Source organism: Modestobacter sp. DSM 44400, from assembly GCF_900107175.1.
In the GTDB taxonomy this organism is placed as follows: domain Bacteria; phylum Actinomycetota; class Actinomycetes; order Mycobacteriales; family Geodermatophilaceae; genus Modestobacter.
In genome coordinates this window covers 17,839-37,555 of the sequence record NZ_FNOZ01000002.1, presented here as the reverse complement: position 1 = coordinate 37,555, position 19,717 = coordinate 17,839, and the positions used below count along the sequence as shown (strand labels likewise).

The following is a 19,717-nucleotide window of genomic DNA, read 5'->3' as shown; positions in this document are numbered from 1 at the left end:
CCCGCCCAGGACGTCGGTTGACCCGCCCGTGCAGGGGTAGCGGGACGGCGGCGCGCCAGCGCACCGATCGCAGGAGGCCCCGATGTCAGAGCCCCGTCCCGAATCGCAGCCCACTCAGCAGCAGACCCCGCCCGGCACTCTCGGCGCGATGGATCCCGAGCCCGACCACGGCGAGGAGAGCTACCGCGGCTCCGGGCGGCTGACCGGGAAGAAGGCCGTCATCACCGGCGGGGACAGCGGTATCGGCCGGGCGGTGGCCATCGCCTTCGCGCGGGAGGGAGCCGACGTGCTCATCGCCTACCTCGACGAGCACGAGGACGCTCAGGACACTGCCCGCTACGTCGAGCAGGCGGGCCGGACCTGCGTGCTGGTCGCCGGAGACCTGTCCGACCGGGCGCACGCCAAGACGATCATCCCGAGGTGCGTCGAGGAGTTCGGCCGGGTCGACGTGCTGGTCAACAACGCCGCGTTCCAGATGACCCACGGGTCCCTCGACGAGATCAGCGACGAGGAGTGGGACCACACGGTGGCCACGAACCTGACCGCGATGTTCGTGCTGTGCAGGGACGCGATCCCGCACATGCAGCCGGGTGCGGCGATCATCAACTCCTCGTCGGTGAACTCCGACATGCCCAGCCATACGCTGGCTCCGTATGCGATGACCAAGGCCGGGATCGCCAACTTCACCGCCAGCTTGGCCCAGTTGCTGGCCGAGAAGGGCATCCGGGCCAACAGCGTGGCCCCCGGCCCGGTGTGGACGCCGTTGATCCCCTCGACGATGCCGGAGGAGAAGGTCGAGGGCTTCGGCGAGCAGGTGCCGATGGGCCGGGCCGCGCAGCCGGCCGAGCTCGCCCCGGTCTACGTGCTGCTGGCCAGCGACGAGGCCAGTTATGTGTCCGGCGCCCGGGTCGCGGTCACCGGCGGCAACCCGATCCTGTGACCGGCTGAGCCGGGTCAGCCGCCGGCGACCGCGTCGGCGATGTCGCGGACGTCGGCCGGCCGTACCCGGCAGCAGCCGCCGACCAGCCGGGCGCCCGCGGCCACCCAGCTGGTCACGTCGCCGACGCCGGCGGCGCCGGTCCACTGCCGGGCGGCGGCGTCCCACAGCTCGCCGCTGTTGGGATAGACGATGACGGGCTTGCCGCTGGCCGCCGCCGCGACCCCGATCGCCGGGACGACGCCCGCCGGGTCGGTGCAGTTGACCCCCACGGCGATCAGGGCCGGGACGTCGCGGGTGGCGGCCAGCACGTCGGACAGGAGTTCGCCCCGGCGGCTGCGCGGTACCCCGTCAGGGCCGGTCGCCGCGGTGAGCGAGAGCCACGCGGGAATGCCGAGCCGGTCGACCTCCGCCAGCAGCGCCTTGACCTCCGCGGCGGCGGGCACTGTCTCGCAGGCCAGCACGTCGACTCCGGCCTCGGCCAGCAGCTCCAGTCGCGGCCGGTGGAAGGCCCGCAGCTCGGCGACCGACGTACCGACGACGTAGTCGCCGTGGTATTCCGACCCGTCGGCCAGGTAAGCGCCGTACGGGCCCACCGAACCGGCCACCCAGCCGTCCCGGCCGGCTGTGGCCATCCCCTCCCGGGCCAGCTGCACCGACCGGCGGATCAGCGTCGACGCCGCCGCCGCGTCGATGCCCGCGGCGGCGAAGCCGGGCAGCGTGGCCTGGTAGCTGGCCGTCGTCGCCACCTGGGCGCCAGCCGCCGCAAAGGCGGCGTGGGCGCCGGCGATGGCCTGCGGGTCGTCGCGCAGCAGCCGGGCCGACCAGAGCGCCGAGGTCACGTCGTGCCCACGGAACTCCAGCTCGGTGGACAGCCCGCCGTCCAGGACGACGGGACCGGCGGCCAGCGCGGCGCCGAGGGAGAGACGGCTCACCCGGGTCAGTCTCCCCGGTCGCCCAGCGGAACGGCCGGTCACACAGCACGATCGACACGAGCACCGCGGCGCGCGCGCACCGCGGACGACATGAGGGAGAACGCGACCATGGTCTTCGTCTGGGGATGGGGCGGCGGCGGTCCGCGCCGGCGACGTGGCTGGGGCGGGCCCCGCCGCGGATACGGCTACGGACCGCAGTACGGCGGCCCGCGCTATCAGCGGGGCGGCGGGGGCGGCGGCTGCCTCCGCGACCTGCTGCTGCTCAACACCGGGTGATGCCTGGCCGAGTCGCTGGGCTGCGGCATGGACATGATGCTGGTTGCTCCGTCGACGGCCCGGCGCGTCCGGGCGGTCGGCTCGCGGGGCACGCTCGCCGACCGGCTGGTCGCCGCCGTGCGGGTCTACCAGCGGGAGGTCAGCCCACACCGGCGTCCGGTCTGCCACTTCACGCCCACCTGCTCGGAGTACGCCGTCCAGGCGCTGGAGGGCCACGGCGCCCGGCGGGGGAGCTGGCTCGCCGCGCGCCGGCTGCTGCGCTGCCGCCCCGGCGGATCCAACGGGGCCGACCCGGTGCCCGCGGCCGGCTGAGCGAGCGGCGTCAGACGCCGGCGGGCGCCGGCATCCGGGAGCCGGGCGGGCGGGTGATCCGCACTGCCAGCAGGAGAGGCAGCACCCCGCGGATGCCGGTCGAATACAGGGCGCCGAGGAGGTCGGCGATCACGGCGTCCGAGCTGCCGCGAGGACCAACAGGGCGGTCGGCACGTCGACGACCTGCCAGCCGGGCCGGGTCGGCATCGGTCATGGCGGCCGGGTGCCAGCAGCTGCGGCGGAAGTGGGTCGTCCGCACCGCGCCGGTCGGGGAGACTGTCCGGCATGCCCGGGGACGACGCGTTCGGTGACCTGCCGGTCGTCGGCGACCTCGTCGTCCCGGCCGGGGCGCTGTCGTGGCGGTTCTCGCGCTCCTCGGGGCCCGGCGGGCAGGGCGTGAACACCGCCGACTCCCGGGTCGAACTGTCGGTTCCGCTACTGGAGCTGCCGGGCCTGAGCGAGCCGCAGCGCACCCGGCTGGTGCAGCGGCTCGGCGACCGGCTGGTCGACGGGGTGCTCACCATCGCGGCCAGCGAGCACCGCGCCCAGCTGCGCAACCGGGAGGCCGCCCGCGCTCGGCTCGCGGCCGTCCTGCGCGCGGCGTTGGCGCCCCCGGCCCCGCCGCGCCGGAAGACCAAGCCCACCCGCGGCTCGAAAGAGCGGCGGATCGAGGCCAAGAAACAGCGCGGGCAGCTGAAGAAGCAGCGGCGAACCTGGGACTGACCGGGCGCGCCACCTCGCGCTGGGGGCGCCGCATGTGGTTTTGTTGCGAGCGATGTGCAACAAGCCGAGGGTGACGCCATGAGCGCGCCGGACGTCGTGACCATCGCGGACACCGATCTGACGTCCGAGCTCCCGCCCGGCGGCCGTCCCACCCGGGCCGAGTGGCGCAGCTTGGCCGGCATGGGCGGGTTCATCCTCCTGCTCCACGTGCTCGGCTGGGGCACCCTGCTGCTCCTCGTCGTCCCGGAGCATTACCAGCTCGGCGGGACGACGGTCTTCGGTGTCGGGCTGGGGCTGACCGCCTACACCCTCGGCATGCGGCACGCCTTCGACGCCGACCACATCGCAGCCATCGACAACACCACCCGCGCGCTGCAGGGCAGCCGGCGCCGTCCGCTGTCGGTGGGCTTCTGGTTCTCCCTCGGCCACTCCTCGGTCGTCTTCGGCCTCTGCGTGCTGCTGGCCTTCGGACTTCGGGCGCTGGCCGGCCAGGTCGGGAACGAGGATTCCACGCTCCAGCAGCTGACCGGCACCGTGGGCCTGTCGGTGTCGGCCACGTTCCTGCTGCTGGTGGGCAGCCTCAACCTCGTCGTGTTCGTCGGGATCCTCAAGGTCTACCGGCGCTCCCGGACCGGCCAGCTCGACGAGCAGGCGCTGGAGGAGCAGCTGGCCAAGCGCGGCGTGCTCAACCGGATCCTGGGCCGGGTCACCCGCCGGGTGAGCAAGCCCTGGCACATGTACCCGGTCGGCCTGCTGTTCGGCCTGGGCTTCGACACCGCCACCGAGGTCGGGCTGCTGGTGCTCGCCGGCGGCGCGGTCGCCTTCTCGCTGCCCTGGTACGCGATCATGGTGCTGCCGGTGCTCTTCGCGGCCGGCATGTGCCTGCTCGACGCCGCCGACGGCGCGGCCATGGGGTACGCGTACGGCTGGGCGTTCGCCTCACCGAGCCGGAAGATGTTCTACAACCTCACGGTCACTGCGCTGTCGGTCGTCGTCGCGCTCGCGATCGGTGGCCTGGAGGTGCTGGCGCTGATCACCGAGCGGATGGGGCTCACCTCCGGGCCGGTCGCCTGGCTGGGGTCGCTGGACCTGAGCGCGGTCGGCTTCGTGATCGTCGGGCTGTTCCTGGCGGCGTGGCTGGTCTCGGCACTGGTGTGGCGGTACACCGCCGTCGGCCGCCGGATGCGTGGCGCCGCGGCGCCGGCCGAGGCCTGAACTCGGCGGCCGCGCCCGTACGGATGGACGAGGGGGTCGAGGCTCCCCGGGGTCCGGGTGGAGTTCGCCGCCGTCGACCGCCGGTTCTGGAAGCGTTGCTCGAGGATGCTTGGTCCGGCCGTGCTGTGTCGTCCCGACCGCGGGTGAGCCCGGACCAGGTGCCGGAGAGCGACGAGCTACGTTCCGACCATGGCCGAGGGCAGCACGGACGAGCACGGCCGGCCGCTCCCGCCGCTGGCCGGCGGTGAGGTCGCGACGTTGCTGGGGTTCCTCGAGTACCAGCGGGCGACGTTGGCGTGGAAGTGCGCGGGTCTGACCGACGACCAGCTGCGGGTCGCGCTGTCGCCCTCCCCGATCCCGCTCGGCGGGCTGTTGAAGCACCTGGCCCAGGTCGAGGACGAGTGGTTCACGGAGGCCGTGGGCGGCGAGCCGACCGCGGAGCCGTGGGCGGGCGTCGACCGTGCGGCAGACCCCGGCTGGGAGTGGCGCAGCGCGGCCGACGACAGCGGCGACGAGCTGCGTGCGCTGTGGAGCGAGCGTGTGCAGCGCGCACGGACCGTCGTCGGCGGGCGGCTCAGGGATGGCGGCGCCGCTGCGCTCGACGACACGCACCCAGCCTGGCTGGGACGCGTCTCGCTCCGCTGGGTGCTCTCCCACATGACCGAGGAGTACGCCCGGCACAACGGGCAGGCAGACTTGATCCGCGAGTCGATAGACGGTCAGACGGGCGAGTGAACCGGCGCCGGGTGGTCATCGCGGCGGTGCAGTCAGGGCGCCGGGACGGTGACCGTGGCCCGCTGCGGGCCGCCGCACTCCTCGGTCCTGCCGACGGAGTCAGCTTGCGCGCCCCAGTAGAAGACGGCCTCGCTCGCGGTCACCGGTTCGATGCGCTCGCCGGCGCCTTGTCCCCCGGCCGACGGATCGCTGCACTGGCCCTCGCAGGCGATGGTCACGGTGCGGGCCTGGTCGACTGGCCACTCGGGGGCCAACTCCACGACCAGGACATCCACGTACCCGATGGCCGGGCAGCCGGTCACCGGGCCGGCCCCGCAGCCGACCAGCGCGCAGGACGCCGGCCGCCACCGGCGCCCGTGCCGGCGCGGTCATCTCTCGCTCTGGGTGGGGGCGCGGCAACGACAGGCGTCCGGCACGGCTCAGGAAGCGGCGAGGTCCAGGTCGGCGAGGGCGCTGAGCACGTCGTCCTCCCGGACGAAGTCCAGCGCGAGCAGCCGGTGCACAAGCACGCCTCGGCGGGTGAGCCGCAGGTCGGCGGGGCGCAGCCGGGGGAGCGCGGCACTACCGGATCGGGGAGCGGCCGGCGACGGGTCGAGCAGGCCGGCGCGCTGGAGGTCGGCGAGGTCCTGCCGCGCGCCCCATGCCCGCCAGCTGCGGGGCTCGTCGTCCAGCGGGGCCAGCGGCAGCGGTGCGCGCTCGCGGCGGCCGACGGCGGACAGCAGGGCCAGCTGCCGCCAGCTGCAGGACTCGGCGAGCTGCAGGCCGCGCACGGCCAGCGCGGAGTCGATGTCGGGGGAGACGACCACCTCGGCGACCAGGTACCCCAGGTGCCGCACTTGGCGGTCCTCGGTGGTGTCCCGGGCCGCCCGGACGGCGGACTCCACCAGCCGCTCGGCCGCCGACCGGGCCATCGACCGCACACTGAAGAAGCCGTCGGTGCGCACCCCGCGGCCTTGGTGGGACCGGGTGACGGCCAGTTCGGCCGCGAAGGCCAGCACGGCGCCGGCCCGGGCCCGCTCCCAGGTCAACGGCAGGTCGGCGGCCGTGATCGCGGCCTCCCGCAGGACGCCGGAGAGCCGGTCGTCGAGCTGGACGACGGCGGAGCTGGGGTCGAAGAGAAGGCCGGCAACGGCACGGCTCATGGAGCCGGCGACCAGTTCCCCGGTTTCCACCAGGTGCCGCCCAGCTGCCGCTTCGCCATCGAGGTAGTCCTGCACGCGGCGATCATGGCCGTTGCGCGCCGTCGGTGCACCCGACAGGCGGCGTCCCTCACCACAGCGGGGCACCCGGAGCGAGCACAACGGAGGTGCTGCAGGGAAGGATTTGCCGAGTACTTCCCCAGGCCGTGTGCGTCGTGGTGACCTGTGTGGCCCACCTGCGCCCGGGCACCCGGATGGCCGGCGGCTAGATGTCGGTGCGCTGCCCTACCTTCCCGGGCATGACCGCACACGCCGTGCTGCCCGTCCTGCTCCGGGGTTACGACGACGCCTGGGAGCGGCTCGACCGTCGGCTGGCCGGACTCGGGGACGAGGAGTACCGGTGGGAGCCGGTGTCCGGCGCGTGGACGGCGCGGCGGGTGGGGGACATGTGGGAGGTCGACCGGACCCGGCCCGACCCTGACCCGGCGCCGGTTACCACCATCGCCTGGCGGACGTGGCACCTCGGCTCGGACTGCCTGGCCGGCTACCTGGACCGGTCCCCGGCCGGGCGCCCGGTGGCGGTGGCCGGCACCCAGTGGCACGGCACCGCGGAGCCGGCGCTGCGCGACCTCGGCACCGCTGTCACCGCGTTCCGCGCGGCGATGACCGACCTCGGCGAGGAGGGCATGTGGAGCCTGCTCGGTCCGTCGTGGGGGCCGTACGCCGAGTCCCGCTGGGCCGACCTGTTCGTGCACGCCCTCGACGAACTGGTCCACCACGCCGCCGAGATCGCTCTGCTCCGCGACCTGTACGGCTGGAGGGGTCAGACCGCCAGCCGGTGACCCCGGTTCGCCACGGTCTCCACCACCGACGCCCCCAGCGCCGCCCGCAGCCGGGTCACCGCCGTCTCCACGGCGTGCGGGTCCCCGCCGCCGGGCAGTTCGCCGAGCAGTTCCATGGCGGACACCACCACGCCCGGACGGCGCCCGAGCGCCCGCAGCACGCCCATCGGGCCCGGGGGCAGCTCCACCAACCGCCCGTCGAGCACCGCGGCGTGGCCGCGCACCTGCACGGTGTGGGGACCGGAGGTCAGCACCGGGTCGCGTGCGGGCAGCCGGGCGACGACCTCGCGGGCCAGCGCGCCCAGCCGGGCCCGCTCCGGCTGCACCGTCGCGAGTCCGGCGGCCTCCAGCGGGGCAGCCGTCGTGGACCCCACGCAGACCGGCAGCACGCCGTCGGCGAAGGCGGCCAGCACCCCGGCCCAAACGCCCTCCTCGGCGGCCATCTGCAGCAGGCTCGCCGCGGCCGGCGCGCTGGTGAACGTGACGGCGTCCACGTCACGTGCGGCGATCCCGGTGACCAGCCGGCGCAGCGGTGCGGTGTCCTCCGGAGGGATCCACCGGTAGACCGGCACCTGGACGACGTCCGCACCGGCGTCCCGCAGCCCGGACACCAGCGCCGGCAGTGGGTCCCCGTGCAGCTGAACGGCGATCCGGCGTCCGGTCAGCGGCCCCTCGGCGCCCGACAACAGGTGCTCGAGAACCTCCGCGGAGCTCTCCGAGGCCGGTGACCATGCGTCCACCAGGCCAGCACCGCGGATCGCACCGCGCGTCTTCGGCCCGCGGGCGAGTACCCGGCCACCGGCCAGGTGGTCGCGCAGGGGCAGGTCCCAGGCCGCGGCCGCCTCCAGCCAGCCACGGAAGCCGACCGCGGTCGTGGCGACCACCAGGTCGACCGGCGCCGCCAGCACCTCGCGGGTCGCCGACACCAGGTCGGCGTCGTCGGCCAGCGGCACGATGCGGATGGCCGGGGCGTAGAGCACCCGCGCCCCGCGGCGGACCAGCAGGCCCCCGAGTTCCTCCGCCTTGCGGGCGGCGGTCACACCGACGGTGTAGCCGGCCAGCGGCAGCAGCTCCGCAGCCGGGGTCGCGCCGTCCGGGCTGTCGAGCGTCGTCATCCCGTCATGATCGGGGAGAGTTCCCTCGGCCGAACGCGCGGACTCCGCCCCGCCGTCGTCAGCACGCGCTGTCGCGAGGGGCCGGGACGCTGAGTCCGAACATCCGGCACGCCCGCAGCCCCGGCCAGGGGCCGGCCAGCGCGGCCGCTCCCCACACCCAGCCCGAGGCGCTCCAGGAGTCGATGCCGGCGAGGTAGGCGCCGATGTTGCACCCGCTGGCCAGGCGAGCGCCGATGCCCATGAACACGCCGCCGAGCACCGCGGCGACGGCGGTGTTCAGCGGGATCCGCCGGTGGAAGGTCCAGGCGCCACCCGCAGCCGCGGCCAGCGCGGCGCCGAGGATGATGCCGAGGTCGGTCAGCGAGGTCCTGTCCGCCAGCACCGGGCCGGCCAGTGACGTGGCCTGGACCGGCTGCTGCCAGTACTCCCAGGTCTCCGGGTGCAGGCCGAGCAGTTGGAGGAGCTTGGAGCCCCAGAAGGTGAAGGCGCTGGTGATGCCCCATGCGCCGCCGGAGGTGAGCAGCACGCCGGCGCCGAGGACCGCCAGCACGAGGGCCCCGACCCACATCGGCCACGAGCTGCGCAGCACCCGCGCCAATCCGCGGGCCGAATCCGGTGCGGCGCTCGGCGGGGGCACCCGGCGACACCGCGGACACCGCGACGATCGCGCCGAGGACGACGATCGTGACCAGCTGCGAGCCGGCCCACCCGACATGGTCGGCCAGGACGAACGCCGGCAGCGCAGGCAGGTCGTCGATCAGCGGGTAGGCCCACGCGTAGAGCACCGTGCCGGTGATGAACCCACCCAGCGTGAGCACGATGCTGGTCTGTCCCGAGCCGATGCCGAACAACGCCGCGCCGGTGACCAGACCGATTCCGAGCGTGCCGGCCGACGGCGCCGGTGTGGTGCCGAACAGGCCGGTGCCGGTGCCGATGATCAGCGCGAAGAGGGTGGCGGTGGCGTCGAGCAGCGCCGCGTGCGCGCGCAGCCCGCTGCCGTTGCCGACGGCGACCAGCTGCCGCCAGGCGGAGGTGAAGCCGAACCGGGAGTGGAACAGGGCCGCACCCAGCGCGATGCCCAGCAGCGCGAAGACCCCGCGCTGCCCGCCGTACTGGCTCCACGTCCAGCCGACCGGGGCGGCACCCAGCAGGGCCGCGACGGTCAGCGGCGCCCAGCGCACCGGGGGCGCCGCTGCCGCGGTCGGCGGCGGCCCGGCGGTGGGGAAGAGCCGGTCGACCGCAGGCAGCAACGGGCAGGGGAGTGCAGTGATGGCCACAGGATCCCACCGTAGGACGACGGCCGGCCCCGGGGCGGGCGCTCGGCACGTACTGATCATCACCCCGCCGGTCGGGAAACGCGGACGGGTCAGCGAACGGCGGCGGTCCAGGTCGGCACGGTCGTCCCGCTCGGAACGACGAGTCCTCGGCTGGCCAGCAGTCGCAGGTGTGCATCGGTCTCGGTGACGGCGAAGATCCGCATCCGCCGCTCGTAGGACGACCACGGTCGCGACCAGGTCAGGTGTGCGGCGAGGTCCCACGGTGTGCTGTGCGGGTGCGCGTGGATGGCGGCGAGCAGCTCGGCCAGCCGCTGTTCGTGGTGGTCGGTGAGCTCGTCGACCCGCTCGGCCAGCCCGGTGAACCGCCACTCGTGGGCCGGCAGCACCTCGGTCGCCGGCCGCCCCCGCACCGCGGCCAGCGAGGACAGGAACGCCCGCAGCGGGTCGTCGTCCCCCTCGGCGCGGGTGGAGATGTGGGGGCTGATCCGCGGCAGCACGTGGTCTCCGGAGAAGAACAGCCCGGTGCGCTCCTCGGTGAAACACAGGTGACCGGGGGTGTGCCCTGGGGTGTGCACCGCGCGCAGCGCCCACCCGGGTAGGTCGGCGAGGTCCCCGTCGGCCAGCAGTCGATCGGGTGCGGCCATCCGGGTGAACCGCTCCATCGCCTCCGGCGGACCGACGTCGGCGACCGCGTCGGCCCGGTGGGCGCCCAGTCCGACCAGGAACTCGATCTCCGCCGCGACCGCCGCGGCGCCGTCCCGGGCGTTCCAGCTCACGACCAGCTCGGCGTCGGCCGGGTGCATGGCGACCCACGCGCCGCTGGCCTTCCGGACGCGGGCGGCCAGCCCCAGGTGGTCGAAGTGCAGGTGGGTGATGAGCACGCCCCGGACGTCGGTGACGTCGGCGCCGATGGCGGCGAGCCCGCCGGTGAGCGCGGCCCAGCCCTCTTCGCTCTCCCAGCCGGTGTCGAGCAGCGAGATGCCGCCGGGGACGGCGAAGGCGTGGACCGAGACGTACCGCAGCGGGTTGTGTGGGATCGGCACCGGGATCGACCACAGATCCGGGCGCAGCTGTTCGACCGGCGGCAGGGTCTTGTGCCGCCACGCCTGGTGCTGCGCCGTCCCGGTGATCGCCACGTCCGGGCACTCTGCCAGCCAGGCGGTGCAGGATGGAGGGGTGCCCGACCAACCCGCTCCCCGTCCGGTGTCGGCCGTCCCGCGTCGGCTGCGGCTGATCTGCGCGTGCGCGGCCACCGCGATCATCGTCGTGATGACCGTCGTCGCGGTGCTGCTCAAGTCCTCCACCACCGGCGTCGTCGCGTTCCACACCGCCGACCAGGTCGCCATGGTCGGTCTCGGGCTCGCGCTCGGGGCAGGGGTGCTCTGGGTGTCCCGGCCGCGGGTCGACGCTGACGCCGAGGGTGTCGGCGTCCGCAACATCGTCGGCTCCTACCGGCTGCCCTGGACGTTCGTGCGGGCCGTGCGGTTCGACCGGCACTCGCCATGGGCGTCGCTGCTGCTGACCAACGGCGAGGAGGTGGCCGTGCTCGCCGTGCAGGCCGCGGACAAGCAGCGCGCGCTCGACGCGGTGCAGGGCCTACGGGCGCTGCACGCCGCCGCCGTGCCCGCCGAGGACCCCTCGACCCGGACGCAGCTGCTCTACGAGTGACCAGCTCGCGCCGACCCAGGAATGATTCGCACCGACCCGGGAATGATCGGAGCCCCCCGGCGCGCTAGCATGGGTGCGCCTCCCCCCGCTACATCGAGGCGCACGATCGAACGGTGACCCCGCCCCGGGTCGCCGACCAAGAGGAGCCCGCTCCCACCTGGTGCCGCGCAGGCGTCCAGGTCCCCGGAACACCGGGCCGGACTTGTTCCGGCCAGGTGGCCCCGCACGCGCCCACCGGGCTCGCGCGGTACTCCGGCGAGTGGGCCCCGTGAGCAGCTGCTCACGGGGCCTTTGTCGTCGGTCCGGGGGTGGGCGGGCAGGCTCCTCACCGCAGGAAGCAGAGGAGAGGCCATCACCGAGCCCCGCATCAACGACCGTATCCGCGTCCCCGAGGTCCGCCTGGTCGGCCCGGAGGGTGAGCAGGTCGGCATCGTGCCGATCGGCGAGGCGCTGCGCCTGGCCCAGGACTCCGAGCTCGACCTCGTCGAGGTCGCCCCTATGGCCCGGCCGCCCGTCGTCAAGCTCATGGACTACGGGAAGTTCAAGTACGAAGCCGCGCAGAAGGCCCGTGAGGCCCGGCGCAACCAGGCGCTCACCGTCATCAAGGAGATGCGGCTGCGCCTCAAGATCGACCCGCACGACTACGAAACCAAGAAGGGCCACGTCGAGCGCTTCCTGAAGGGCGGCGACAAGGTCAAGATCACCGTGATGTTCCGCGGTCGCGAGCAGTCCCGCCCGGAGATGGGCTACAAGCTGCTGCAGCGTCTGGCGGGCGACGTGTCCGAGCTGGGGATGATCGAGTCCAACCCCAAGCAGGACGGCCGCAACATGGTCATGGTGATCGCACCGCACCGGAACCAGGTGGCCACCGACGCCGTCCGACGCACCGCGAAGGCCGAGAAGCACGCAGCGTCCGAGCAGGCGCCGGCCGAGCAGCAGGCGCCGGCCGAGCGGGCCCCGGCCCCCGCGCAGGAGCAGGCCCCGCAGGCCTGAGCCGCGCACCGCACCACCGCACTGCCGAGACGCACCGGTGCGGGCGAGGACCCGTTCGGGCCCCCGCCTGTACCCACGACAGACGACGAGGACCGACGACATGCCGAAGAACAAGACCCACAAGGGCGCCGCCAAGCGCATCCGCGTCACGGGCACCGGGAAGCTGGTGCGTGAGCACACGAACAACCAGCACAAGTTCGAGCACAAGTCCTCGAGCCGGAAGCGCCGGATCTCCGGCACCGAGGTGCTGTCCCCGGCCGACACCAGCCGGATGAAGAAGCTCCTCGGTCTCTGAGACCGCCCACCCGTAACGAGCAGACAGGAGCTTCCACGTGGCACGCGTGAAGCGGGCGGTCAACGCCCAGAAGAAGCGTCGTACGACCCTCGAGGCCGCCAGCGGTTACCGCGGCCAGCGGTCGCGGCTGTACCGCAAGGCCAAGGAGCAGCTCCTCCACTCCGCGACCTACAACTACCGCGACCGCAAGGTCCGCAAGGGTGACTTCCGCAAGCTGTGGATCACCCGCATCAACGCCGCGGCCCGCGCCAACGACATGACCTACAACCGGTTCATGCAGGGCCTCAAGCTGGCCGGCATCGAGCTGGACCGCAAGGTCCTGGCCGAGTTGGCCGTCAACGAGCCGGCCGCCTTCGCCACCCTGGTGGAGTCCGCCCGGGCTGCCCTCGTCGCGCACCCCGAGGCGACCGGCGCCGCAGCCGCCTGATGAAGGACCCCCTTCCCCCCGCCCTTCGCACGCTCAGGGCGGGACCCTGAAAGGGGCCTGACCTCCCGCCACTCGCAGGCTCGCGGCGGGCCCCTGCGGGAGGGCCTGACCCCTTCCCCCCGCCCTTCGCACGCTCAGGGCGGGACCCTGAAAGGGGCCTGACCCTGCCCCCCGCAGGAGGGCCGAGTCCCGCACCACCCGTCGACGCCGTCGCACGGTGGGTCACCTCGACCCGCCGGCGACGGCGTCGTCGTCTCTGCACGTCCGAGAGGAGGACGCCGTGACCGAGCTGCTCACCGAGCGTTCCGGCCGGGTCGCCGCGGCCCGCAAGCTGACCCGGCGCGGCGGTCGGGACGACGCCGGCGCCTTTCTCGCCGAGGGACGGCAGGCGGTCAGCGAGGCACTGGCCGAGGCGGTCGGCGACCCGGACGTCGTCCGTGAGCTGTTCGTCACCGAGGCCGCCGCCGCCGCGCACCGCGAGCTGCTGGCCGGCACCCGCGTGCCCGTGCACCTGGTCACCGAGCGGGCCGCCGCTGCGCTGTCGGAGACGGTGACCCCGCAGGGCCTGATCGCCGTCTGCGCCCTGCGCGACGTGCCGGTCTCCGTGCTGACCGCCGATCCGCCGCGGCTGGCCGTTGCGCTGGCCGAGCTGGCCGACCCGGGCAACGCGGGCACGGTGCTGCGGACCGCGGACGCCTGCGGCGCAGGCACGGTCGTGTTCGGCGCCGGCTCCGCCGACCCCTACAACGGCAAGGTGGTGCGCAGCAGCGCCGGCAGCATCTTCCACGTCGACGTCGTGCGCAGCGCGCCGCTGGCGGAGCTGCTGCCGCAGGCGCAGGCCGCCGGCATCACCGTGCTGGCCGCCGACGGCGGGGGAGAGGTGACCCTGGACGAGGCCGCCGGCGACGGGCTGCTGGCCGCGCCGGTGCTGTGGCTGTTCGGCAACGAGGCCCGCGGGCTGGACCCCGCGCTGGCGGCCGCGGCGGATGCGCGCGTCCGCATCCCGATGCGCGGCCGCGCGGAGAGCCTCAACCTCTCCGTCGCCGCGGCCATCTGCCTCTACGCCACCCAGCTCGCCCAATGAGGCCCCCTGCAGGGGCCCGCCGCGAGCCTGCGAGCGGTGGGGGGCAGGGGGTCCTTCATCAGCCGGGCAGCGTGATCAGCACGACGGCCGCCACCGCCGTCCCGAGGCCGGTGACCTGGGCGGTGGCCAGGCGCTCGCGGAGCAGCACCTGCGCCAGGACGACGGTGCTGACCGGGTAGAGCGAGGCCAGGACCCCCGTGATGGCCAGCTGGCCGTCCTGCTGGGTGGCGAGGAGGAACAGGGCGTTCGCGGTCATGTCGCCGACCCCGGAGAGCGCCACGAGCGGGAGCGCCGGCCGCCCGACCCGCAGCGACTGCCTCCCGACCACGGCGATGGCAACGACGAGGAACACCGATGCCAGACGTGCCGCGACCAGGGGCGTCAGTCCGGAGTCCGCCGAGGTGCGGTCGAGGAGCACGAAGAAGATGCCGAACGCCGCGCCGGCCACGAGCGCGGGCGCCAGGCTGGCCGGTCGTGCCGTCCGGAGGGCCGACAGACCGCCCTCGGCGGACACCAGGATCACGGCGACCAGCGCCAGAACGATGCCGACAGCAGCCCACGGGCCGATGCTGTTCCCGCTCAGCAGCCCCACCACGACCGGGACGGCGGCCGCGGTCACCGCAGTCACCGGGGCGATGATGCTCATCACCCCACGGGCCAGGGTGTGGAAGAAGACGACCAGCCCCGCCGCTCCGGCCAGGCCGGCGGCTGCGCCCCAGGCCAGGTCGGCCGGCCGGGCCGGGCCGGGCCAGGGCAACAGGACCAGCAGTGCGACCAGGCCGACGGCCTGCGACAGCACCACCACCCCGAACGCCGACGCCCGTCGGCTGGAGAGACCGCCGAGGAAGTCGGACATGCCGTAGACGACGGCCGAAGCCAGCGCCAGGACCACTGCCACGCCGACCTCCTGATGCGGGGACGTGCGCTGCTGCGCAACCGATCCGTTCTAGCATCCGGGTCCGACGCGTCCGGTCCGCGGTTCCGCCGACGGGCCTGCCGGCGGAACCGGGGCGCGCAGTGCGACCGCCGCCGGGCAGAATGGCCTCCCGTGTCTGGCGCCAACGACCCCTATGACCCCAAGCAGGTCGCTGCGCTGTCCGCGGAGGCCCTCGAGGCCGCGGTGAGCGCGGCGACCGAGGCCTTCGCCGCGGCCGCCGATCTGGAGGCGCTGGCCGCTGTCCGGCCCGCGCACCTCGGTGACCGCGCTCCTGTGCTGCTGGCCCGCCGCGAGCTCGGAGCACTGCCACCGGCCGCTCGCTCCGACGCAGGCAAGCGGGTGAACGCCGCGCGCACCGCCGTCACCGATGCCCACGCCGCGCGGCTGACCGAGTTGGAGGCGGAGCGGGACGTGCGGGTGCTCGCCGAGGAGCGGGTCGACGTGACCCTGCCCTGGGACCGCACCCCGCTCGGCGCCCGGCACCCCTTGACCACGCTGACCGAGCGGATCGCCGACGTCTTCGTCGGCATGGGCTACGAGGTGGCCGAGGGCCCCGAGCTCGAGGCGGAGTGGCTGAACTTCGATGCGCTGAACACCGGCCCGGATCACCCGGCGCGGTCGCTGGCCGACACCTTCTTCGTGGCACCCGAGGACTCGGGACTGGTGCTGCGCACGCACACCAGCCCGGTGCAGGCGCGCACCATGCTGGAGCGCCGTCCGCCGATCTACGTCGTCGCTCCCGGCCGGGTCTACCGGACCGACGAGCTCGACGCGACGCACACCCCGGTGTTCCACCAGGTCGAGGGCCTGGCCGTCGACCGCGGGCTGACCATGGCGCACCTGCGCGGCACCCTGGACCACCTCGCCCGACAGCTGTTCGGCGGCGACGCGCTCACCCGCTGGCGCCCGCACTTCTTCCCCTTCACCGAGCCCTCGGCGGAGTTCGACGTCTGGTTCCCCGAGCACCGCGACGGCCCCCGGTGGGTCGAGTGGGGTGGCTGCGGCATGGTCAACCCGCGGGTGCTCACCGCCTGCGGCATCGACCCGGAGGAGTTCACCGGGTTCGCGTTCGGCATGGGCATCGAGCGCGCCCTGCAGTTCCGCTCCGGGGTCGGCGACATGCGCGACATCGTCGAGGGCGACGTCCGGTTCACGAGCGCGTTCGGAGTGCAGGCATGAAGCTCCCGGTCAGCTGGCTGAGCGAGTACGTCGACATCCCCGCGGGGACGACGGCCGAGGAGCTCGACGCGGCGTTCGTCGGCCTGGGCCTGGAGGTCGAGGAGGTCCACCGCCCGCCGGAGACCACCGGCCCGCTGGTGGTCGGCCGGGTGCGGGAGATCGAGGAGCTCACCAGCTTCAAGAAGCCGATCCGCTACTGCCAGGTGGACGTCGGCGAGGCGGAACCGCGGGGCATCGTCTGCGGCGCCCGCAACTTCGCCGTCGACGACCTGGTGGCCGTCGCGCTGCCCGGCGCCGTGCTGCCCGGTGACTTCGCCATCGCTGCTCGGCGGACGTACGACCACGTCTCCGACGGGATGATCTGCTCGGTCCGCGAGCTGGGCATCGGCGAGGACCACGCCGGCATCCTGGTGCTCGGCTCGGGAGGGGACGGTCCGGCGCCGGGCACCCCGGCCGCCGGCCTGCTCGGGCTGGACGACGTGGTCTTCGACCTGGAGGTCACCCCCGACCGCGGCTACGCGATGTCGCTGCGCGGGATCGCCCGTGACCTCGCCGGCGCGCTGGGCGTCGCGTGGCGCGACCCTGCGGCGCTCTCCCCGCCCGTCTGGTCCGGAGAGCCCGGCTGGGTCGTCGAGGTGGCCGACCCGGCTCGCTGCGACCGGTTCTCCATGGTGGCCATGGAGAGGCTGAACCCCACCGCGTCGAGCCCCTGGGAGCTGCGCCGCCGGCTGGCGCAGTGCGGCATCCGCAGCATCTCGCTGGCGGTCGACGTCACCAACTACGTGATGTTCGAGCTCGGCCAGCCGATGCACGCCTTCGACCGCGACACCCTCACCGGCCCGATCACCGTGCGGCGCGCCGCGGCGGGGGAGCGGTTGACCACCCTCGACGGGGTCGTCCGGACGCTGACCGACGACGACCTGCTCATCGCCGACGGGTCCGGCCCGATCGGGCTGGCCGGCGTCATGGGCGGGGCCACCACCGAGATCGGCAACGGCACCTCCTCGGTGCTGCTGGAGGCGGCCCACTGGGAGCCCACCGGGATCTCCCGGGCGGTGCGGCGGCACAAGCTGCCCAGCGAGGCGGCCAAACGCTTCGAGCGCGGCACCGACCCCGACGTCACGGTCGTGGCACTGGCCCGGGCCGCCGCGCTGCTCGCCGAGCACGGCGGCGCCCGGGTGGTCGGCGGACCGGTCGACCTCGATGTGCGCGGCCCGCGGCCGGTCATCTCGATGGACGCCGGGCTGCCCGGCCGGATCGCCGGGGTCGCCTACTCCCCGGGGCAGGTCGCCGACGTGCTGCGGGCCATCGGCGCCACGGTGGAGTCCGACGGCGACCGGCTGGCGGTCACCCCGCCCTCCTGGCGCGGGGACCTCACCGACCCGGCCGACCTGGTCGAGGAGGTGGTCCGCTACGTCGGCTTCGACGAGATCCCCTCGGTGCTGCCGACCGCACCGCCCGGTCGCGGGCTGACCGAGCGCCAGCGCCGGCGACGCAGCATCGGCCGGGCGCTGGCCGACGCCGGCTACGTCGAGGCGCCGTCCTACCCGTTCATCGGTGCCGCGGTGCTCGACGACCTCGGCGTACCCGAGGACGACGACCGCCGCACCCTGACCCTGCTGCGCAACCCGCTGTCGGAAGAGCAACCGGCGCTGCGGACGACGCTGCTGCCCGGCCTGCTCGCCACCCTGGCGCGCAACCTCGCCCGCGGGCAGCGCGACCTGGCGGTGTTCGAGCACGGTGTGGTCTTCCCCGGGGGCGCCGGCGCCCAGGCGCCGGTGCCCGGTGTCGACCGCCGTCCGGACGACGATGTGCTGGCCACGCTGCTGGGTGCCGTCCCGCCGCAGCCCTGGCACGTGGGCGTCGTGCTGACCGGCCACCGCGAGCCCCGCGGCTGGTGGGGTCCGGGACGGCCGGCCGGCTGGGCCGACGCGGTGCAGGCCGCCCGGGTCGTCGCGACCGCGTCTGGTGTCGCGCTGACCGTGCGGGCGGGAGAGCGGGCGCCGTGGCACCCCGGCCGGTGCGCCGAGCTGGTCGTCACCGTTGACGGCGCCGACCGGGTCATCGGGTACGCCGGTGAGCTGCACCCGCGGGTGTGCGCGGCGCTGGAGGTGCCGGCCCGCACCTGCGCGATGGAGCTCGACGCCGACGCACTGCCGCCGGCACCGGTCCCGGTGGGGCCGCACGTGTCCAGCTTCCCGCCGGTGCACATGGACGCAGCCCTGCTGGTGCCGGCCGAGCAGCCGGAGGCCGCCGTGCGGGCCGCGCTGGTCGCCGGCGCCGGCCAGCTGCTGGAGGACCTGCGCCTCTTCGACGTCTACACCGGGCCGCCGGTGCCCGAGGGGCAGCGGTCGCTGGCGTACGCGTTCACCTTCCGCGCCCCGGACCGCACGCTGACCGGTGAGGAGGCCCGCGCGGCCTTCGAGGGCGCCGTGTCGGCCGCGGCCACGGCCACCGCGGCGGTGCTACGTGGCTGAAGAAGGACGCCGTCCTCCCCACCCTGCGGAGAAGGTAGAAGGACCCCGTCCTCCCCACCCTTCGCCCGCTCAGGGCGGTGCCCTGGACGGGGCCACACGACTTGCGGGCACCGTCGCGCTGATCACCGGGGCCTCGGCCGGCATCGGCCGGTACGTCGCCGAGGGGCTGGCTGCCCGCGGTGCCGCGGTGGCCGGCATCGCCCGCACCCCCGACCGGCTGCGCACGGCGATGGCCGAGATCGCCGCGGCGACCGGCGCGCGCACGCTGGCCGTCGCCGCCGACGTCACCGACCGGGCGGCCGTGGACGCCGCCGTGGCACGGGTCGCCGCCGAGCTGGGGCCGGTCGACCTGCTGGTCAACAACGCCGGCTCGATCGACGGGGCCGAGGTCCCGCTGTGGGAGGCCGACCCCGACCAGTGGTGGCAGGTGGTGGAGAGCCAGGTGCGCGGGCCGTTCCTGCTGGCGCGCGCCGTCGTCCCGGCGATGGTGGCGTGCGGTGGCGGCCGGGTGGTCGGCCTGGCCAGCGGCCTCGGGACGCGGGGGAGTGACGTCTACAGCGCCTACTCCGCCGGGAAGAGCGCGCAGATGCGGATCACCGAGGGCATCGCGCTGGCCGGCGCCGCGCACGGCGTGCGGGCGTTCGACCTGGCACCCGGCGTGGTCGACACAGAGATGACCCGGGCCATGCCGATGCACGAGGGCCGGACCGAGTGGACCCGGCCCGAGGACGTCGTCGACCTGGCCGTCGCCATCGCCGCCGGTGAGCTCGACGCCTGGTCGGGGCGGTTCTTCCGCGCCGGGGCCGACGATCTGGCCATCCTGCGGGCGACGGCGCCGACCGGTGCGGGCCGGCAGCTGCGGCTGCGCCCCTACGGGGAGGACGACCCGATCAACTGACGCGGCCGGCCGTGCAGCCGGTGGTGGGCAACCGGCCCAGGGGCAGTCTCTGCTGCGCGAGGGCCCGATCGACGGCAGCGGGAGCCGGCCCGGCTGACGGGGCCGTGGAGTCCCAGGCCGGGGCATCCCAGGCCCGTGGAATCCCAGGTTGCGGGGCCCGGCATCGGCCCGGGCCGAGGGCATCGGCACGCGGGAGAACGCCGTCACGCACGCCGCGACCGCGGGCACCGGTTGTCCGGTGCCCGCGGTCGGG

Annotated in this window: 23 protein-coding genes; 15 read left to right on the top strand and 8 right to left on the bottom strand. The window is 74.5% G+C overall.

The genetic code is table 11. From position 1 onward, the window contains the following. Positions 1-82: 82 nt before the first annotated feature. Positions 83-940: an SDR family oxidoreductase gene (locus BLW04_RS02465; protein WP_091536950.1), complete on the top strand. Its 858-nt coding sequence runs from the start codon at positions 83-85 to the stop codon at positions 938-940. Between the two features lie 14 nt (positions 941-954). Here BLW04_RS02465 and mmuM read toward each other — a convergent pair whose 3' ends face one another. Continuing rightward, on the bottom strand, positions 955-1,872 hold the full coding sequence (gene mmuM, locus BLW04_RS02460) for a homocysteine S-methyltransferase (protein WP_091536947.1): 918 nt from the start codon (positions 1,870-1,872) through the stop codon (positions 955-957). 90 nt (positions 1,873-1,962) lie between these two features. On the opposite strand from mmuM, the gene BLW04_RS26490 reads away from it, so the two are divergent. Together BLW04_RS26490 and yidD are read left to right on the top strand one after the other, a co-directional pair. Further along, complete coding sequence (locus BLW04_RS26490; RefSeq protein WP_175483872.1) at positions 1,963-2,148, top strand: hypothetical protein; 186 nt, start codon at positions 1,963-1,965, stop codon at positions 2,146-2,148. A 33-nt stretch (positions 2,149-2,181) separates the two neighbouring features. Further along, positions 2,182-2,460 (top strand): membrane protein insertion efficiency factor YidD, encoded by a 279-nt coding sequence (yidD, locus tag BLW04_RS26485; RefSeq protein WP_254780975.1) that lies wholly within the window; start codon positions 2,182-2,184, stop codon positions 2,458-2,460. A gap of 10 nt (positions 2,461-2,470) precedes the next feature. Here the strand turns inward: yidD and BLW04_RS02450 are convergent, their stop codons facing one another. After that, positions 2,471-2,674, bottom strand: a complete 204-nt coding sequence (locus BLW04_RS02450) for a hypothetical protein (protein ID WP_139306704.1) — start codon at positions 2,672-2,674, stop codon at positions 2,471-2,473. Between the two features lie 71 nt (positions 2,675-2,745). Here BLW04_RS02450 and arfB point away from each other — a divergent pair, with 71 nt between their 5' ends. From arfB to BLW04_RS02435, 3 genes are all read left to right on the top strand, one after another. Then, positions 2,746-3,183, top strand: coding sequence for an alternative ribosome rescue aminoacyl-tRNA hydrolase ArfB (gene arfB / locus BLW04_RS02445; protein ID WP_091536942.1), 438 nt, complete (start codon positions 2,746-2,748; stop codon positions 3,181-3,183). Between the two features lie 78 nt (positions 3,184-3,261). Then, positions 3,262-4,398: a Nickel transporter NicT gene (locus BLW04_RS02440; protein ID WP_217630804.1), complete on the top strand. Its 1,137-nt coding sequence runs from the start codon at positions 3,262-3,264 to the stop codon at positions 4,396-4,398. A gap of 189 nt (positions 4,399-4,587) precedes the next feature. Next, complete coding sequence (locus BLW04_RS02435) at positions 4,588-5,133, top strand: DinB family protein (protein WP_091536939.1); 546 nt, start codon at positions 4,588-4,590, stop codon at positions 5,131-5,133. A 32-nt stretch (positions 5,134-5,165) separates the two neighbouring features. On the opposite strand, the gene BLW04_RS02430 is transcribed toward BLW04_RS02435, so the two are convergent. After that, positions 5,166-5,408 carry a hypothetical protein gene (locus BLW04_RS02430; RefSeq protein WP_139306703.1) on the bottom strand — a complete coding sequence of 81 codons (243 nt, stop codon included), beginning with the start codon at positions 5,406-5,408 and terminating at the stop codon, positions 5,166-5,168. Positions 5,409-5,552: 144 nt separating this feature from the next. Next, complete coding sequence (locus BLW04_RS02425; RefSeq protein WP_091536934.1) at positions 5,553-6,350, bottom strand: hypothetical protein; 798 nt, start codon at positions 6,348-6,350, stop codon at positions 5,553-5,555. Positions 6,351-6,571: 221 nt separating this feature from the next. On the opposite strand from BLW04_RS02425, the gene BLW04_RS02420 reads away from it, so the two are divergent. Further along, positions 6,572-7,114 carry a DinB family protein gene (locus BLW04_RS02420; protein ID WP_175483871.1) on the top strand — a complete coding sequence of 181 codons (543 nt, stop codon included), beginning with the start codon at positions 6,572-6,574 and terminating at the stop codon, positions 7,112-7,114. On the opposite strand, the gene BLW04_RS02415 is transcribed toward BLW04_RS02420, so the two are convergent. The 3 genes from BLW04_RS02415 to BLW04_RS02405 form a co-directional block, all read right to left on the bottom strand. After that, positions 7,096-8,229: a uroporphyrinogen-III synthase gene (locus BLW04_RS02415; RefSeq protein WP_091536929.1), complete on the bottom strand. Its 1,134-nt coding sequence runs from the start codon at positions 8,227-8,229 to the stop codon at positions 7,096-7,098. The two genes, BLW04_RS02420 and BLW04_RS02415, sit on opposite strands and share 19 nt — an antisense overlap. A gap of 58 nt (positions 8,230-8,287) precedes the next feature. Continuing rightward, positions 8,288-8,866, bottom strand: a complete 579-nt coding sequence (locus BLW04_RS27995; RefSeq protein ID WP_254780973.1) for a YeeE/YedE thiosulfate transporter family protein — start codon at positions 8,864-8,866, stop codon at positions 8,288-8,290. 729 nt (positions 8,867-9,595) lie between these two features. Next, entirely contained in the window at positions 9,596-10,801 is a 1,206-nt protein-coding gene (locus tag BLW04_RS02405; RefSeq protein WP_254780971.1) for an MBL fold metallo-hydrolase, read from the bottom strand. Between BLW04_RS02405 and BLW04_RS27990 the strand changes: the two genes are divergently transcribed. From BLW04_RS27990 to BLW04_RS02380, 5 genes are all read left to right on the top strand, one after another. After that, positions 10,776-11,174 (top strand): PH domain-containing protein, encoded by a 399-nt coding sequence (locus BLW04_RS27990; protein ID WP_091536927.1) that lies wholly within the window; start codon positions 10,776-10,778, stop codon positions 11,172-11,174. The two genes, BLW04_RS02405 and BLW04_RS27990, sit on opposite strands and share 26 nt — an antisense overlap. 291 nt (positions 11,175-11,465) lie before the next feature. Continuing rightward, positions 11,466-12,167: a translation initiation factor IF-3 gene (infC, locus tag BLW04_RS02395; protein WP_217630801.1), complete on the top strand. Its 702-nt coding sequence runs from the start codon at positions 11,466-11,468 to the stop codon at positions 12,165-12,167. A gap of 100 nt (positions 12,168-12,267) precedes the next feature. Beyond that, positions 12,268-12,462 (top strand): 50S ribosomal protein L35, encoded by a 195-nt coding sequence (rpmI, locus tag BLW04_RS02390; RefSeq protein WP_091536924.1) that lies wholly within the window; start codon positions 12,268-12,270, stop codon positions 12,460-12,462. Between the two features lie 37 nt (positions 12,463-12,499). Continuing rightward, on the top strand, positions 12,500-12,889 hold the full coding sequence (gene rplT / locus BLW04_RS02385; RefSeq protein WP_091536922.1) for a 50S ribosomal protein L20: 390 nt from the start codon (positions 12,500-12,502) through the stop codon (positions 12,887-12,889). Positions 12,890-13,169: 280 nt separating this feature from the next. Then, entirely contained in the window at positions 13,170-13,973 is an 804-nt protein-coding gene (locus tag BLW04_RS02380; protein WP_091536919.1) for a TrmH family RNA methyltransferase, read from the top strand. A 58-nt stretch (positions 13,974-14,031) separates the two neighbouring features. Here BLW04_RS02380 and BLW04_RS02375 read toward each other — a convergent pair whose 3' ends face one another. Beyond that, on the bottom strand, positions 14,032-14,871 hold the full coding sequence (locus BLW04_RS02375; RefSeq protein ID WP_091536917.1) for a DMT family transporter: 840 nt from the start codon (positions 14,869-14,871) through the stop codon (positions 14,032-14,034). Between the two features lie 150 nt (positions 14,872-15,021). Here BLW04_RS02375 and pheS point away from each other — a divergent pair, with 150 nt between their 5' ends. The 3 genes from pheS to BLW04_RS02360 are packed head-to-tail and all read left to right on the top strand — an operon-like array spanning position 15,022 to position 19,464. Next, complete coding sequence (gene pheS / locus BLW04_RS02370) at positions 15,022-16,089, top strand: phenylalanine--tRNA ligase subunit alpha (RefSeq protein ID WP_091536916.1); 1,068 nt, start codon at positions 15,022-15,024, stop codon at positions 16,087-16,089. Next, a complete protein-coding gene (gene pheT, locus BLW04_RS02365) occupies positions 16,086-18,566 on the top strand; it encodes a phenylalanine--tRNA ligase subunit beta (RefSeq protein WP_091536914.1) in 2,481 nt (826 codons plus the stop codon). The genes pheS and pheT overlap by 4 nt, the downstream gene beginning before the upstream one ends. Then, positions 18,559-19,464, top strand: coding sequence for an SDR family NAD(P)-dependent oxidoreductase (locus BLW04_RS02360; protein ID WP_254780969.1), 906 nt, complete (start codon positions 18,559-18,561; stop codon positions 19,462-19,464). Before pheT ends, BLW04_RS02360 begins: the two co-directional genes overlap by 8 nt. The last annotated feature ends 253 nt before the right edge of the window (positions 19,465-19,717 follow it).

What these genes read in the sequence shown, in the direction of transcription:
- BLW04_RS02450 (WP_139306704.1), bottom strand. Translation starts at nt 2,674, where the DNA reads ATGACCGATGCCGACCCGGCCCGGCTGGCAGGTCGTCGACGTGCCGAC.
- BLW04_RS02415 (WP_091536929.1), bottom strand. Translation starts at nt 8,229, where the DNA reads ATGACGACGCTCGACAGCCCGGACGGCGCGACCCCGGCTGCGGAGCTG.
- BLW04_RS02435 (WP_091536939.1), top strand. Translation starts at nt 4,588, where the DNA reads ATGGCCGAGGGCAGCACGGACGAGCACGGCCGGCCGCTCCCGCCGCTG.
- rpmI (WP_091536924.1), top strand. Translation starts at nt 12,268, where the DNA reads ATGCCGAAGAACAAGACCCACAAGGGCGCCGCCAAGCGCATCCGCGTC.
- BLW04_RS02465 (WP_091536950.1), top strand. Translation starts at nt 83, where the DNA reads ATGTCAGAGCCCCGTCCCGAATCGCAGCCCACTCAGCAGCAGACCCCG.
- BLW04_RS26490 (WP_175483872.1), top strand. Translation starts at nt 1,963, where the DNA reads ATGAGGGAGAACGCGACCATGGTCTTCGTCTGGGGATGGGGCGGCGGC.
- yidD (WP_254780975.1), top strand. Translation starts at nt 2,182, where the DNA reads ATGATGCTGGTTGCTCCGTCGACGGCCCGGCGCGTCCGGGCGGTCGGC.
- pheT (WP_091536914.1), top strand. Translation starts at nt 16,086, where the DNA reads ATGAAGCTCCCGGTCAGCTGGCTGAGCGAGTACGTCGACATCCCCGCG.
- arfB (WP_091536942.1), top strand. Translation starts at nt 2,746, where the DNA reads ATGCCCGGGGACGACGCGTTCGGTGACCTGCCGGTCGTCGGCGACCTC.
- BLW04_RS02420 (WP_175483871.1), top strand. Translation starts at nt 6,572, where the DNA reads ATGACCGCACACGCCGTGCTGCCCGTCCTGCTCCGGGGTTACGACGAC.
- BLW04_RS27990 (WP_091536927.1), top strand. Translation starts at nt 10,776, where the DNA reads ATGACCGTCGTCGCGGTGCTGCTCAAGTCCTCCACCACCGGCGTCGTC.
- BLW04_RS02440 (WP_217630804.1), top strand. Translation starts at nt 3,262, where the DNA reads ATGAGCGCGCCGGACGTCGTGACCATCGCGGACACCGATCTGACGTCC.